The organism is Chengkuizengella sp. SCS-71B (assembly GCF_040100845.1).
In the GTDB taxonomy this organism is placed as follows: domain Bacteria; phylum Bacillota; class Bacilli; order Paenibacillales; family KCTC-33759; genus Chengkuizengella.
The window spans coordinates 1,455,935-1,470,972 of the sequence record NZ_JAZHSH010000001.1; the positions used below are offsets into that span (position 1 = coordinate 1,455,935).

The 15,038-nt window shown below is 33.2% G+C and carries 14 protein-coding genes and 4 pseudogenes; 11 read left to right on the top strand and 7 right to left on the bottom strand.

All coding sequences use genetic code 11. The annotated features are described in order from the left end of the window. Positions 1-477: 477 nt before the first annotated feature. A pseudogene (locus tag VQL36_RS21145) lies at positions 478-573 on the top strand (IS3 family transposase); the annotation flags it as partial. Here the strand turns inward: VQL36_RS21145 and VQL36_RS07120 are convergent. The 4 genes from VQL36_RS07120 to VQL36_RS07135 all read right to left on the bottom strand — a co-directional run bounded on the left by VQL36_RS07120 (position 562) and on the right by VQL36_RS07135 (position 2,492). Continuing rightward, entirely contained in the window at positions 562-1,221 is a 660-nt protein-coding gene (locus tag VQL36_RS07120) for a peptidoglycan recognition family protein (protein WP_349248639.1), read from the bottom strand. The pseudogene VQL36_RS21145 and the gene VQL36_RS07120 overlap by 12 nt on opposite strands. A gap of 23 nt (positions 1,222-1,244) precedes the next feature. Then, positions 1,245-1,556, bottom strand: coding sequence for a hypothetical protein (locus VQL36_RS07125; protein ID WP_349248640.1), 312 nt, complete (start codon positions 1,554-1,556; stop codon positions 1,245-1,247). 213 nt (positions 1,557-1,769) lie between these two features. Further along, positions 1,770-2,036: a hypothetical protein gene (locus VQL36_RS07130; protein ID WP_349248641.1), complete on the bottom strand. Its 267-nt coding sequence runs from the start codon at positions 2,034-2,036 to the stop codon at positions 1,770-1,772. Between the two features lie 306 nt (positions 2,037-2,342). Beyond that, entirely contained in the window at positions 2,343-2,492 is a 150-nt protein-coding gene (locus VQL36_RS07135) for a hypothetical protein (protein WP_349248642.1), read from the bottom strand. Positions 2,493-3,550: 1,058 nt separating this feature from the next. On the opposite strand from VQL36_RS07135, the gene VQL36_RS07140 reads away from it, so the two are divergent. The 9 genes and pseudogenes from VQL36_RS07140 to VQL36_RS07180 all read left to right on the top strand — a co-directional run bounded on the left by VQL36_RS07140 (position 3,551) and on the right by VQL36_RS07180 (position 11,498). Continuing rightward, a complete protein-coding gene (locus VQL36_RS07140) occupies positions 3,551-4,933 on the top strand; it encodes a Vps62-related protein (protein ID WP_349251142.1) in 1,383 nt (460 codons plus the stop codon). 226 nt (positions 4,934-5,159) lie between these two features. After that, positions 5,160-5,512 (top strand): annotated as a pseudogene (locus tag VQL36_RS07145) (recombinase family protein); the annotation flags it as partial. A 119-nt stretch (positions 5,513-5,631) separates the two neighbouring features. Next, positions 5,632-5,796, top strand: coding sequence for a hypothetical protein (locus tag VQL36_RS07150; RefSeq protein ID WP_349248643.1), 165 nt, complete (start codon positions 5,632-5,634; stop codon positions 5,794-5,796). A gap of 236 nt (positions 5,797-6,032) precedes the next feature. Then, positions 6,033-6,368, top strand: a complete 336-nt coding sequence (locus VQL36_RS07155; protein ID WP_349248644.1) for a hypothetical protein — start codon at positions 6,033-6,035, stop codon at positions 6,366-6,368. A gap of 60 nt (positions 6,369-6,428) precedes the next feature. Next, positions 6,429-6,799, top strand: a pseudogene (locus VQL36_RS21150) (Tn3 family transposase); the annotation flags it as partial. A 1,079-nt stretch (positions 6,800-7,878) separates the two neighbouring features. After that, a complete protein-coding gene (locus VQL36_RS07165) occupies positions 7,879-8,055 on the top strand; it encodes a hypothetical protein (protein WP_349248646.1) in 177 nt (58 codons plus the stop codon). Between the two features lie 85 nt (positions 8,056-8,140). Next, entirely contained in the window at positions 8,141-10,084 is a 1,944-nt protein-coding gene (locus VQL36_RS07170; RefSeq protein WP_349248647.1) for an HBL/NHE enterotoxin family protein, read from the top strand. 264 nt (positions 10,085-10,348) lie between these two features. Beyond that, the gene (locus VQL36_RS07175; RefSeq protein ID WP_349248648.1) at positions 10,349-10,873 is read left to right on the top strand and encodes a hypothetical protein; all 525 of its coding nucleotides are present in this window, start codon (positions 10,349-10,351) and stop codon (positions 10,871-10,873) included. 109 nt (positions 10,874-10,982) lie between these two features. Next, positions 10,983-11,498 carry a hypothetical protein gene (locus VQL36_RS07180; RefSeq protein ID WP_349248649.1) on the top strand — a complete coding sequence of 172 codons (516 nt, stop codon included), beginning with the start codon at positions 10,983-10,985 and terminating at the stop codon, positions 11,496-11,498. Between the two features lie 286 nt (positions 11,499-11,784). Here VQL36_RS07180 and VQL36_RS07185 read toward each other — a convergent pair whose 3' ends face one another. From VQL36_RS07185 to VQL36_RS07195, 3 genes and pseudogenes are all read right to left on the bottom strand, one after another. Continuing rightward, the gene (locus tag VQL36_RS07185) at positions 11,785-13,476 is read right to left on the bottom strand and encodes a M4 family metallopeptidase (protein ID WP_349248650.1); all 1,692 of its coding nucleotides are present in this window, start codon (positions 13,474-13,476) and stop codon (positions 11,785-11,787) included. Positions 13,477-13,912: 436 nt separating this feature from the next. Continuing rightward, a pseudogene (locus tag VQL36_RS07190) lies at positions 13,913-14,116 on the bottom strand (group II intron reverse transcriptase/maturase); the annotation flags it as partial. Positions 14,117-14,142: 26 nt separating this feature from the next. Then, the gene (locus VQL36_RS07195) at positions 14,143-14,274 is read right to left on the bottom strand and encodes a hypothetical protein (protein WP_349248651.1); all 132 of its coding nucleotides are present in this window, start codon (positions 14,272-14,274) and stop codon (positions 14,143-14,145) included. 223 nt (positions 14,275-14,497) lie between these two features. On the opposite strand from VQL36_RS07195, the gene VQL36_RS07200 reads away from it, so the two are divergent. Next, the gene (locus VQL36_RS07200) at positions 14,498-14,974 is read left to right on the top strand and encodes a staygreen family protein (RefSeq protein WP_349248652.1); all 477 of its coding nucleotides are present in this window, start codon (positions 14,498-14,500) and stop codon (positions 14,972-14,974) included. Positions 14,975-15,038: the final 64 nt, after the last annotated feature.

Genomic DNA, 15,038 nt, shown 5'->3' on the forward strand with positions numbered 1-15,038 from the left:
TCAGGTTGGGGCAAAGTTTGAACCCCTATCTGGTTTCATTACAAAATCAGCTTTCGCTTTTTATCCTTTTCTTCTGCCCTCTATGTCGTTTCGTCCCCTTACGGTTGGATACCTCGTCAATGAGGAACATATAGGGTTTACCAAGTTCCACGTAATATATAATTGTGAATGCCTTAGGAGCCACCTTTAAACCGGAAGTGCTTTATTCCATTCGCATTGGTTTATCAAGTTGCCTTTGCTTGACTCCTTACCTTTTGGTCAAAGCGTTTCAGCCTATTTCGCTTTCTCCAGCGTAACGATTCCTTCAGTGATTCACTTTACGTTCTCCATAGCATTCTAACTCTAGCAGTTGTCCCAGTCTTAGGCTACTCGAACTTCCACATTGTCTTATGAGCTTTCTAACCCGGACGTTGCCATTTACGCTAGTCACAATAGAGTTACCCCGAATGGATGGGGCAGTCTTTCGATGGAAAAGTTAAGGGTATCTATGGTTACCGTCGTATGTTGTTGAACATGAATCGGAAATTTGGACAGAAATTCAATCATAAGCGGATTTATCGATTAATGAAAATTGCTGTGTTGCACGATCTGCATACTATAAATGGATGAATCACACTTCTTCTGCCCATGAAATACAAAATATTCCTCCTTAGATAAACAATCATAATATTCCTTAACTACATCTTGTAATAACTGGTCATAAGATTTACCCATTTTTGATAGTGCGTTTTGTGGATCTGTTTTACGTTGTGGATCAAGGATATGATGACCTATGATTGCTTTTGCAGGATCTAATCCAAACTTAAAACAGATATAAGCAATTACCCATATATACCTTTTATAAGCTTCTTCATTATTAATACTGCCTCTCTTATGAGAAAAACAAAGCTCAACACCTGCTGCTATATCATTCGCATCATCACCAAATATCTGATTATCTAAAGGTTTTTGATATAGAACATGCCATGCCTTTTCTGGTGTATCTGTAAGCAAAGGAATACACTCAAAAATTCCTGTGTCATCAACAAAAATATGAGCGGATGCACTCATATCATTGTTTGAGTTTTCGTAATAGGTAATGTTTTGTAGAACTGTTGATCCATCATTCCCTGTGTCGTGAGCAACAATGAAACCTACTATTGGCATCTTGATTCCTGATCGTCTTTTTGTGCCTTTAGTGAGGTGTTTTTTAGTTATTGGATATTTCTGTTTGAAGGTCAAAGTGCTTCACTTCCTTTCTAAATTCACTGAAATAAATAGAAGATCACCGCACCAATCGTGGCAGTGATCACATATTTAAAAAGCTCCATCCAGCCTTGACGTTCTTTAAGATTGTTTGCTGTGGTGTTTGATAAAGCATTGAATAATTTTGTTTCTAAACTATCTAACTTCTGCAGGATCTGATTTACATAAGCTTTTGTTCCTTCTTGATGTGCGTATAATTGCCTTATATCTTCCTCAAGTCTTTCATCATTAATTTCCAATTTATCAAGACGACGTTTCATTTCTACTTGTTCAGTATCCAAACGATTGACTTGTCTCATAATTTCTTCCAATCTCCCCACCCCCTAAAAAGGTATAAATAAGCAACTATACAAAAAGGACCGCAAAGGGTCCCTGTGTTAAAAAATATTGAATGATATTTAATTCCAATCTCCCCCACCCTCCTTAACATTAAAGAACCCTGCTTTAAATAGGCAGGGCTTCTAAAATTTAATAATAAATAAACACTTTAGTACTGTATATAATTGTTGAATCCTTGAACCTAATCACAACAACTCATTAATTAAATTTAACTGTTGAATTCTTTCAATTAGCCCTTCTGGGGTTTCCAATTCTGATACTCCCCTAAGTGCCTCAATCTCTGCTATCAATTCTGCTTGCAATGCAAGCAACTCTTCTCTACTTAATGAGCTTAATGAACCCCCTGAGCCATATCTTAAACGTCCTCTAGAACTCATTAAAATGATAACAAGAAGAATAAAGAGTACTAGAACAATGGCAGCTAAACTATTAAATCCTTTTTTAGATGTCATAGAATCATCCCTCCTATCTATATATGATGTACTATATACTATGAAAGGATAATCTATTTTGATTGGACGTGTATCCTAGGATAAGTTCTCATTTTTCATAGATTAAAACCCCACTATAAATAGTGAGGTTTTCCGTTGAGGGATTTTATGAGTGCACAATAGTTCTACCTTATATTCTATGTTTAAACCCTTCATTTTGGTATAGACAAGTGACTTGATTGTTTGAAAATGTGCTATTATTTCAAACATATAACTCACTGAGGGACTTGTCCAGCGTTCTCTTTTCTTGTGTTACTTAACTCTCTTCTAGATTATACCTTGTGCTCTACCCTTCAACATGTTTATATCTATTAAATCGTATGATGAACTTCTCCCAGAACTAATTAAAATAATAACTAAAAGAATGAATAGTACTAAAACAATTCCTGCTCCAGTAGCAGAACTATGTCCACTCATGTTAATCCCTCCTCTCTAAATGATGTAATATATACTATGAAAGGAAAATCTATTTTGATTGGACGTGTATCCTAGGGTAAGTACACATTTTTCATAGATTAAAACCCCACTACAAAATAGTGAGGTTTTCCGTTGAGGGATTTTATGAGTGCACATTAGTAGGCTGCTAATATATTCTATGTTCTGTAGCTTCATTTGGTATAGACAGGTAACATATTTGTTTGAAAATGTGCTATAATACCATTTCAAACATATAAGTTTCTCTCCACCCTCCTTAATATTAAAGAACCCTGCCTGGAAATCCATCTTCAAAAATACCGTTATATTTTCTAACTGATGAAATTAAGATTATTACAAGTAATATAAATAACACTAATACAATAACTGCTCCCATAATAATCCCTCCCTTACAATTCTAAATCCATAGGAATGATCAGACAGTTGAGCGATTTCTTTTTCCACGTCAACTACCTCCTAATCATAGTTTAAAAAAGGGCTGTAAATGATTCTTGATCTTTCACCATCGTTTACAATAATTACAAACTAGTTTCTTATTAATTTGTAGTTCTTTTAACGTTCTTTATTCGTACAATGGCAAGTATAGCAGAATTAGAAAGTCGCTACTTTAATATTTAAAAATTTTGAACTTCTTTACAATCTCTTAATTTTCAAAAAAAACCTCTTTTAACTGATGAAAAGATAACCTTCCCAGCATTATTATCAAAATATCCTTCAACTAATTAATTGAAATGGAATACTTAGTTCTTGTAAAAAAGTTACTTTTACAAATACATGAAGTGGATTTCCCCAATCAGAATTTTTAAATCTATAACTACATTTTGCATACCTATTACTCTCTCTTTTTAAAATAATAGTATCTTTATGTTTAAGTTCTTGAGATTACTTACATATTTATTGAAATTATTACAATATAAACTAATATATTACAATTTAATGATATAATGAAAGTGTTAAAAATCTAATTTATCAACGTAACAGATGATTAATTAGGTAATCATTATTTTTATTATTCAAAAGGAGTAGATGTAATGAAGAAAATGTTGCTTTTTATCTTAAGTGGACTACTTGTACTAGGATTTGGACTTCCCAACGATGTAGGCGCAATCGAACAAAGTACAAAAACGTTTTCGGTCGAAGAAAAACTTGCACTAATTACGAAATATGCACCTCGTATCTGGTTTCATAATGATGAAGAATTTTTCCCCTCTTCAGTAGAGTGGTCAGCGCAATATATGGAGCGCTATAAACCATCTGGAAGTAATGAGTATTCTTTGAAAACAATCGAAGAACTGAATGATGCTGAGGATGTGCTCGACTTCTTTAGTGGAAATCTTGATTCTGCCCGTATTTATGCTGGATGGCGTGAAGCAGGACCCAATACGATCGATATCAAATACTATATCTGGTATCCGTACAACCGCGGGAAACTACCCTCTAATATTGATTGGCTCATCGGCCCCCTGCTCCCAGAATACGGTCATCATGTTGGTGACTGGGAAGGCATGCAAATTCGACTCATAAATGGAGAACCTAAGCAAGTACAATTAAATTATCATTCATCAAACAAAAAGTACAGCTGGAATGATTTTAAAACTGTAGACGATACACACATCGTAACTTATTCGGCCAAGGGCTCGCATGGAACTTGGAAAGATCCAGGCACTCATGTGTATCATGACCTATTTATTGATGAATTAGTGGATGAGACAAGCCAAGGTACCGCATGGGATACATGGAATGCTGTAGAAGCCTATGATTTTGACTTACAAGAAGGATTGTCAAATACATCGTGGCCGGCGTGGTTAAGCTCTGACAATACGTGGACTGAACCCGGAAAAGATCCTTCTGATCCTCTAGCCGGTGGTGTTCACCTTTGGGGAAATTTAGAACTAGATTGTAATATTTTTGAGTTGTGCGTCTTAAATAGTGGACCCTCTGGACCTAATGAAAATAGCGATTGGACGAATGCATTTGGTGAACCAGCAACTTCCTTATTGAATGTTGCCTTCCTATCTGCACATGGTAAATATTTAGTAGCAGAAAACGATGGTAACGACAAAGTTAATGCAAATCGTGGAAACGTATATTTATGGGAGAAGTTCAATATTAAAGTTGTCGATAGCCCAGATGGAAGTAGTTGTATTCTTAACGGTGACATAGTAAATATTGAAACAGGAGCAGGCTATTATCTCCGGGCAACAGACAATGGTGACCTTGATGCCAGAGCGTCTCAACCTAACTCATGGGAAAAATTCACGCTTATCAACCATACCAATAGTACGGGATGTTTAGTTGGCGGCGATCAAATTTCTTTAAAAAGTGTACATGGTAAGTATGTCGTAGGAGAAGACGATGGTGAAGCGCATGCGAATAGATCCAGTCTCGGCTCATGGGAGAAATTTATCGTCGAACTACATTAATTTTCTAGATATAAATCCTCTCACTTCATCAAAGTGAGGGGAGTTTTACCTGTTAAATCAAAAATATTTGTTTGTTAAACTATATGACCCAAATCATAAATAAAGGCACATTAAAGAAATGCGCCATTTCACTCATTTTTTTATTTTACACTCTTTTATATACTAACATATTCCTTTTTGGTGCAATTATAGTATAAGATTATTAAAATCTAGGAGAGAAAATAAAATTATTTTTGGATATTCGAGAGTCAGCACGTATGAACAGAATTTAGAAGTTCGGTGTAGAAAAAATATACCAGCAGAAAATGACGGGATCTAGGAAAGATTCGTCCAGAGCTACAGGAACTTTTAAAAGTATTACGACAAGGTGATCGGGTTGTGGTTTTTAAGTTGGATCGAATTTCTCGGTCAACAAAACATCTAATTGAATTAAGTGAGCAATTTGGCGAACTTGGTGTGGATTTTGTATCCATACAAGATAGCATTGACACTTCAACAGCTATGGGGAAATTCTTTTTCCACACAATGGCTAGTATTGCAGAATTAGAGAGGGATATTATTAGTGAAGCCTGTCGAAATGTTTGATCAGTAGCCTTGGAGTTCAAAAACCCTTACAAATCATCGGAATGAAATTCGGAAACTGTATGACTTTAATGAAGGGACACTCCAAGACGAGAAAGAGATAACGGAATGGTTATATGGAAGAAATGGAATCATGGATGGATATGGAAAACGAAGAAACAGGAGAAGAGAATGAAGAAAAAGGGAAAATCACTTTTCGAAAGATTACACTTGGTCCAGGAAGAGTGAGTAAAGATACTTGTATTTGGAAATTAATAAGTGGAAAACACTACATAGGTTAGAACTTCCGAATCATCTATTCAGCTCCATCCCACCCAATGTGTTAAGAAAGTATAGATTGAGAGCTGTATCTGAAGAAAAAAGAGAGTTGCGTCGACACCAACCTGCCATACGTTACTGGCAGCTCTTTTTTCATGCAGAATAAAGGAGATCACTGATAGTTTAATTGAAATCTTAATCACGCTCATCCACAAGATTGATGGCTACGCAGAGAAAAAGGTCAAAGAAAGAACTGATTATGGAAGTAAAAAAAGTGCACGGCAAAAATGACATTCTGATATTTTTATTAAAAGCTGCATTAGAAAATCCTGATGGGATCGTTAAAGATATATTATTTTTATTAGTAGATAAAAACACGTTAGAAAGCATTATTAAGGAATTGAAGTATAAGAATTCTGTTTATCAAGAAAAAGTCTATTGGAAAATACGAACTTCATATAGTAGTTCCTATCGATCAGTAGTAACAGAATTACTAAAAACATTAGATTTTCGTTCTAAATCGTTATCGAAACCCAGACGAACACTTGCCATCCGATTTTTCGAAGCATCGAGAGGAACATTATGCTTTTCTTAAGCTTCCTTTAAATGTAGATGAAAAGATTGCGGAGCTACAGAACGAAATGCATGAAAAGTTAACGATGCTAGACCATGGACTTTGTCGATTTCTGGGATCTTAAGTCGCCAACAATATGATGAAATGGTCAAGTATGCCACCGCCTTAAGATTAAGAGTTGCAGATACGGATTCGATCTTAAAGCAATTCGCTAGAAATACCTCCATCCTACCTATAAAGCATTGCAGGAACTAGGGAGAGCTGTGAAAACGTCTTTTTTATGTGAGTATCTCCACTTTGAAGAAATACGTCAAGAAGTTCAATCGGCATTAAACGTAGTGGAAAACTGGAATTCTGCTGTTGATTTTGTTTTTTATGGAAAAGGAGGGGAAATCCAAAAAAATCAGCCTGAAGAACAAGAGATTGCAATTCTTAGCCTTCACCTGCTACAAAATGAGTAAATGACAAAAAGCAAATCCTACTTTACTTTGGTCATGTGTATCAACAAAGTTCTTATCAATTTCTGAAATAGAAAAGGGGTGAATTCACTGATTTTAACATTTAGACTTATCAAAACGTTCCTAATTTTATAAATATTTAGAACTATTTTTTTGGTAATAATAGAAACTTTTATCTATATTATGTTAATATAATATAATCACATATATATAACAATATATGGTAAAAAAGCAAAAAATAAAACGAACTGTGTAAATTGAAGACGTACTTATTAATCTCAAATCTCAATATTTAGTAAATACTTGCAGTTATGATAAACAACTAAGTTGGGGGAGAACAGAGGGTTTAGATATTCTTTAACGAGAATATTTGTAATAGTATCCGTGTTGTGTTAATAGATTTCATTGAGTAATTTTTCAACTATGAAAACAGAGGTATAACCTCAATAGGAATATAATTGTCATTATAAATTAATGTAATGTATATTACATACTTTAAGGTTTAATATTATTATAATAAAATTAACATAAATAACCAGTTACATAGTTACAACAAACTAAAGACCAACAATTAAACTATTGCAGTATAAATTTTCTATATTTTCAAAAATATATTGAATCAATATACAAATTATAGTAATATTAGTTATAACTAACTAATATTCATGCATTAATATTAAAAAAAGTACAAATTATGGTACTATCCTAACTATCTAATTCTCATCTGTTAGCGGTGGATCTCAAATTAGTTAGTTATAACAAAATAAGTAATTAAAGGGGGTGAGAAATGAAAAGCTTTTTACGGTTTAGGTTTACTGACTTTCTGCTTGGTTTTCGATTTGGTCAGTTGAATGCTTAAACATAGAAAAGAGTCATTTTATCATCGCTTTCTTTGTTTAGTAAAAACCTAAATATTTTGAAACCCTCAATTATTTTTTTACCATAATAATTTAACGATTTAAATGAACACAGTGAAATTACTTTACTTTTAAGCCTGATATTGAACCATTATTCCAAGACATATCTAAGAAATCATTTAGTTTTTCATCATAAAAATTACAGATCGAGAAGCGATGAAACCATTTGAAGATATGAGAGAGGGTATAAAAGAACAACTCATGATTTCTAAAATAAAACCAGAAGATTTTGTTACAGTCTTAAAAGAAAAAATTGATGATGCAAATGTAAAAATTAAAGATGATGATCTTGAAGATACTTTTTCAGATTTAGAAAACGTATTTAACCAATAAAAATGAGTTAAACATTTGTAATGGCTTAAGATTAGGGAAGGTTGATTTATTACACAAAACATTAATTTGAAGAAAGGTGAAACAAATGAACAAATTTACAAAAAAGGGATTATCCATTGTATTTGCAATTCTGTTCAGTTTTGGATTATTCAGTTCAAATATTTCGGTATATGCAATCAATAATGAGATATCTTCATCATCTGAGGGCATTACAACCACGGATCCTGTGCTAGATTATATAGAGTATATAACTCATATAGGTCTTCCAAGTTGGATACAACACATCTCTGGTATTGTCCCACATTTGGATACAGCAGCAAGTCACGCTAGGTCCTGGAAAAATGAAATTTACCCAGATGCTCTTAATATCATTAACAATACGATTGAATATGATGATGATTTGCATTTAGCTTACGATCGATTAGTCGATTATTCTGAAAGGATGGATGATCCTGGAGTTAGAGCTTCATTTATTTCAGAATTAAGTAACCTACAAGATAGCTTTAGTTCAAGAAATGTGTCTATAGAAGATGAATATCGTATCATTAATAATTTTAAGGTACATTTACGTGATGTGGACCAACCAAATTTCCAAAATGATTATTATACAGCTGTTCAAAAAAACATAGAGGAAGCCTTGGAAGAATTAGGGCAAATCCTAAATCTTTTAGATAGTGCCGTTACTTTTTTAGATCAAGGTTTTAGTGGATTAGAAAATCAATGGTTCTCATTATCTTTAAAGTTTGACAGATTGCTAGAGATTGTTGTAGAAGATGTAGATGTTGATTCTCCTTTGTTGATTGCAAATTTAAACGATATAAAGAGTACTTGGGATAATACATTTGAATTAGCACTAACCATTCAAGAGAAAATGGATCATTCATTTAAAAGACAGGTTCTTGGTTGCTCTATTCCTTGGGGATCACCAACCCCTGCTGGGGAGGAGATTTATTATACCTTATATGATGGAAACCCTGCAGCTGGAGGAAAAGAATTGGGTAAGTTTGAAGGGACGGACTCCACAATCACTCTATCTTCAGCATTGTATGATATTTTAGAAGTAAACAACCCTGACCAAACTTTATATGCGTCTAAGGAAGTGAATGTGAATGGTGAATTATTAAAATCAGATGCTTACCGACTACCTAGTATTTGGACATTGTCTGAAGCCGCTTTCCTATTTTCAGAAACAGACTTTCAGGGAGACTGTATTGTGCAGTTTAATTATTGGGGCAAGTCTGATTTACAAGAATCTGATTTTGACAACAAGTTGTCATCCATGTTAGTACGTGGAAATGTATATGTTAGACTATGGCAAGATGCAAATTACAGAGGATTTGGACAAGCCTTTTTCACTGAAGACAGTTTTACTCAGGTTCGTAATTTTGGGGGAAAAGTTGTTGGAGCAAACGTGGTCTCTTCCATTTTAATAGAACCACAGAAAGAAGGCATCTATTTCTTTAATGAAGAAGATTTTAGTGGTAGTTTAACTTTTATGAGCACTAATCTTGGGGTAACCCATAATAATAGTAGATGGAATTTTATGAATAACAACCAATTATCATCAGTGAAAGTGATTGGTCCTTATGCATTAGTTGTATATGATCTTAATAACTTTACAGGTGGAGGGGCTATCATTAAAGAGAATTTTGGAGGTCCTAATTTATCATCTGAAAATATGAATAATAGAACGGAATCATTTAGTATATTTAAAGGTGAAGGTGTGTGGTTCTTCGAGGAGAGTTATGCAGCGGGAAATTGGCAAGTATATCCACAAGTAGCTGGAACTTCATCGGATTGTCGTTATATGAATGATTGTGCTGCACAAGATTTATATGGAAACGGAGTAAAAGGAGCTCCTATGCTTGGAGATACTTTATCTTCCGTACTCGTTATTGGGGGTTATAGTGTTACTCTGTATGAACACCCAGATTATAAAGGTAATTTTGAAAATGTTGAACATTTAAGCATTTGGTTACTTCAGGTAGGGGATAATAAAACTTCATCATTTAAAATATATAGAAAATAGGTTGTTACTAGTTTCAATGAGTTTTTCGTAAAATTATTAATTAAAGGGGGTGGGAAAAATGTAACCGTTTAATTAGAATGTCTGATTTTATGTATTTTATCTTAACAGTAAGGAGTGATAGTTGAAAGATTTGAAAAAAATTATGGTTTAGGTTTACGAGTTCTGCTTGGTTTTCGATTCGGTCAGTAAACGTTGCATACTTATTCATGTTTATTTTTTAAAAGATTCTATATTATAAACTTTTGAGGAAGAGGGAGAAGTGTTATGAAATTAAAAAAAATGGGTATTGCTATTCTCGCATTATTAACGATTTTATCTTTCCAAACTAATAGTCTGAATGTTCATGCAGCAGAAGTTACTGCACCAGCATATAACGAATTATCTCAACAAATTCAAAATCTTATGGATTATGACGATAATTTTAAATTTATGATAAATATTTTATTTACCTCTGTGGATTCTGGGAATCAAGAGTTATTTAATGAAGCAGCTGAAATTTTAAAGAAGGACCTTCTGAATCTTGAGACAAATGTATATAATTCTCAGAAAAGAGTGGTGGAATTGAGGAATAAACTATCAAATTCAGCTCAAGATTTAGATGAATTCCAATTCATTATAAATGAGTCATATCTTATTCAAGATCGAATAAGAGCTGCTTTAGCTGCAGTTGAGGATGCTACTTCCTCTGATTTCTCATTCTGGGTCCCCTTCATGTTAGAGGCTGCTAATGAAGAATGGAAAAAAGGGATTGACTATTTTTCAGCATTAAAAAGTGATTTAAATTTATGATTTAAAAATAAAACAGCTAGACATTGAAACCATACTTTGTTTTTCGAAGTCATGTTTATTTTTAAAAAGATTCTATATTATAAACTTTTGAGGAAGAGGGAGAAGTATTATGAAATTAAAAAAAATGGGTATCGCTATTCTCGCATTATTAACGATTCTATCTTTCCAAACTAATAGTCTGAATGTTTATGCAGCAGAAGTTGCTGCACCAGCATATAACGAATTATCTCAACAAATTCAAAATGTTATTGAGTATGACGATAATTTTAAATTTATGATAAATATTTTATTTTCCTCTGTGGATTCTGGGAATCAAGAGTTATTTAATGAAGCAGCTGAAATTTTAAAAAAGGACCTTCTGAATCTTGAGACAAATGTATATAATTCTCAGAAAAGAATGGTGGAATTGAGGAATCAACTATCAAATTCAGCTCAAGATTTTGATGAATTCCAAATCATTATAATTGAGTCAAATATTATTCAAGAGCGAATAATATCTGTTTTAGCTGCAGTTGAGGAGGCTGATTTCTCGTTCTTTGGTAGAGTCATGTTAGATTTTGCTAATGGAGAATGGCAAAAACTCATTGACTATACTTCAACATTAAAAAGTGACTTTAATTTATGATTTAATATAAAAGAAGCTAAACATTAAAACCACACTTTGTCTTTCGGAGTGTGGTTTATTTCTTATTCATAAAGGAATGAGGATAGATTTTACAGAGTATGTATCTTTTTGCCAATTTCTCGAAAAGGGGGAATAAGGAATTTCCCTCCCGTCTAATTCTACGGAAAAAAATTCCTTATAATTACTTTATTTCTGATAATGTTATTAGGTCAATTCTCGAATCATTGTATCCTTATCACAGATTCTTGTCGTTTATGAACTGGAGAAATTTATTTTATGATTGATCTTAATCAATAATACCTACGGATGCATAACCATTTGCAATTGCGTTATATTCAGTACTATTGGTCCCATACAAATCTGCAGCCGACTGTAATAAAGCATTACGCGCATCAATAAATTGTGATTGAGAAGTTAAATATTGTGTAAGTGCACGATAATAAATTTTTCCTGATTTTTCTAGACCAATCTCTGTTGCAATATTGTAGAATGCTTTATTTGGTATACCGCTGTTTATGTGTACTCCTCCCCAATCCCCTTCTCTTGTATTCGGAAGATGTACAAAATCATCCATATGAGCGGGCTGTTTTCCATCACGAGCAGGATTATCCATATATCTCATTGCATCTCCATCAATATCTGGAGTATATATCTCTTCTCCTAATAACCAATCTGGTGACCCTTTATAATTTGCTTCTATTAAGATTCCAAAAACATCTGAGAAGGATTCATTTAAAGCACCGGGTTGAAATTCATAGACTAGATTTGCTGAATAATCCGTGACGGCATGTGTGACCTCGTGGGCTACTACATCTAGAGATTCAGAAAAAGGAGTATATTCTGTACCATTACTAGTTATACCTCCATCTCCATAAATCCATTGTGTACCCACCCATGCAGCATTAATATATGATCCACCTTCTGGAGCTCCAACATGGACACTTGATATAAAATCGCTTCCTCTATTATCATAACTATTTCGATTATGTTCATTTAAAAAATAATCATAAGCAACACCTGCATAATGATGAGCATCTACAGCTGCTCTTTGACGTTCGGAATCAAAGTTATTGTCCCTGTCAGAAACCAGAGATCCCCTTTGATATCTATCCCCAGCATCATATGTTTCAATAACCCCGTCTCTTGTTGTATCCTGTAAAAAGTATTTTCTCTTCTTATAATAAGTGTTAATATCTCTAACTTCGCCTGAAAGTCCTGTACCCGTTCCAACCTCGGCCGCATCTTGAATTCGATTATAGGACCTTAGTACTTCACCTTTTTTTGCATCAATAAAGAAGAATTCACGACCAATGTACGGTTCTAAAAATTGAAGCTCAACAATATATACAGGCATCCATATCCCTTCATGTTGATATATAAAGAGATCAGTGGCTGGTTCCGTTGTATATGTATCCTCTGTTGGCGTAAAACTTAGTTCATTTTCAGCTACCTCTATAGCCTTTGAAGATGATAATTTAATCGTTTTACTCCATTTTTTATTGACTAATTTAGGTTCTACTTGGCCATTGATGGAGGTGATAACACCATGATCATCTGTGTGTACACTTATTTCTGCTCCATAAACAGGGATCCCATCCACTGTGAACTGAGTTTTATAATGTGTCATACCAAGCTCATCAGATTCACTGGAAACAATTTCAAAATCTCCGTCAACTATATTGAATAAATCTTTGTTCTCTTCTAGAAAACTTGAGATATTCATATTTTCATCTGAGAGTTTACCAGAAATATAACGAGGAATACCTTTCTTTTCGTCCCATGACACATCAAATTTGACCTTTTCCTTCAATGATTTTTCTTTCATTTTATCTAACTTCTTCTGTTGTTTTTCATTAGCATCATTTAAATCTGTTTCTGAAATGAGGGAATTTGCAGAAACATCAGCAATCGAAGTTAATAACACCCCAAAAGTCAACATTGTAGCTAATAGAATCGATACGATTTTCATTTTTTTCATTCTTGTTTCTCCTTTTTAAGCTGTAATGTATTAAAGTAATGGTGTCAAAGAATCTAGCATTTCCTCCTTTTTAGTTTTATGATTGAATAATGACATCTACAAAATTTTATAATATATTTCTTTCCTTTGAATAAATAATTACACCACTACATAATTATAGAATAAATTTGTTATGTAAGGTTGTCAATTACTAATTTTCTTAAGTGAAGAATTGATGTTATTAAGTTTGTTTAGTAGGGGAGGAGTTGTTAAAATTAAGCAGTCGATAGAGTTAAAAAATATAAGTTTGATACAGGATATACAAAAGATAAAATTAGATGTATTTTTCCTGAAGTTTTTGATACATGACAAGCAATTTTAGAAAGTATACCCTAAAATAAATCAATGGAACTTACTCATATTTCTTATTTTAAAATTCAAATCTGTAGTATTGTGTTTTCATGCTCTCCCATTGATTGGCTACCAACCAATTTAGATCATTGAGTACCACATTTGATAATAATGGAGATAAAATTCCAACTTGAGGAGTCCCTTTAGTGGGTATTCGTTCCCCTTGTATTGGTGCTTTGAGCATTTTACATATAATTGCTAATATCCGTTCATCTTTAATTCCAATATTACATAGTTGGCTCAACGATTTTTCTTTCATTTTATCTACTTCTTCTGTTATTTTTCATTATCTTTTAAACCTGTTTCTGAAATGAGGGAATTTGAAGAAACATCAGCAATCCAAGCTAATAGCACCCCAAAAGTCAAAACAGTAGCTAATAGAACTGCTCCAATTTTTATTTTCTTCATTCTCATTTTCTCCTTTCACTTTTCCAGAATTAAAGGCAAATGTTTTATGAATACAAGATATCATCCTTGCATTACAAAACCGAAATTCATCTCCTAACTACGCTAGTGCTTAGAGGATGGAGAATTCTTTCGGAATACGTTAAATGGTCACTTAAAAAACATCACCCATGTAATGCGATATGAATAAAATAACCCTAATTACTCCATAGAAAGGATGGCATATATGAGCACTTTTGATCCAAATAAGCTAAGAGTTACTTTTTTTAAAGGTGTCACTGAAACGATGCCGATTTTTCCTCGATTTTATACATTAACACATTCAGATCTTACAGGAGAACTTTTTTTAGATATTGGTCGAACTTATCAAGTAGACAAAATTAATATTAACATGCGTGATGAAGTGCTAGGGCATTGGTATATATCAAATGAATGTATAGCTTTTCATGCCTACGTATATGTATCGAATGGTGAATTCGATAAAGAAGTGTCGAAAGTAAGGTATGAGATTTTCAAAAGAGAACTTCCACTGGCATTGAAAGCTATACGTTATGGTGATCGTCATTTATTTGATATATATCCACAATTAGATGAGAAAACAATATGCATTTATTTCCAATCCGTTTATCCTCAATTTCATGGTGTTGAAAGTTGGGGTGAATTTAAAGATTATAAAACTATCTTTTATTATACTAGTTCGTAGAGGTTTAAGTTATCTTTAATCATGGACCTTCCACAATCTGTTGATGAAGTACTCTTAAATTCTA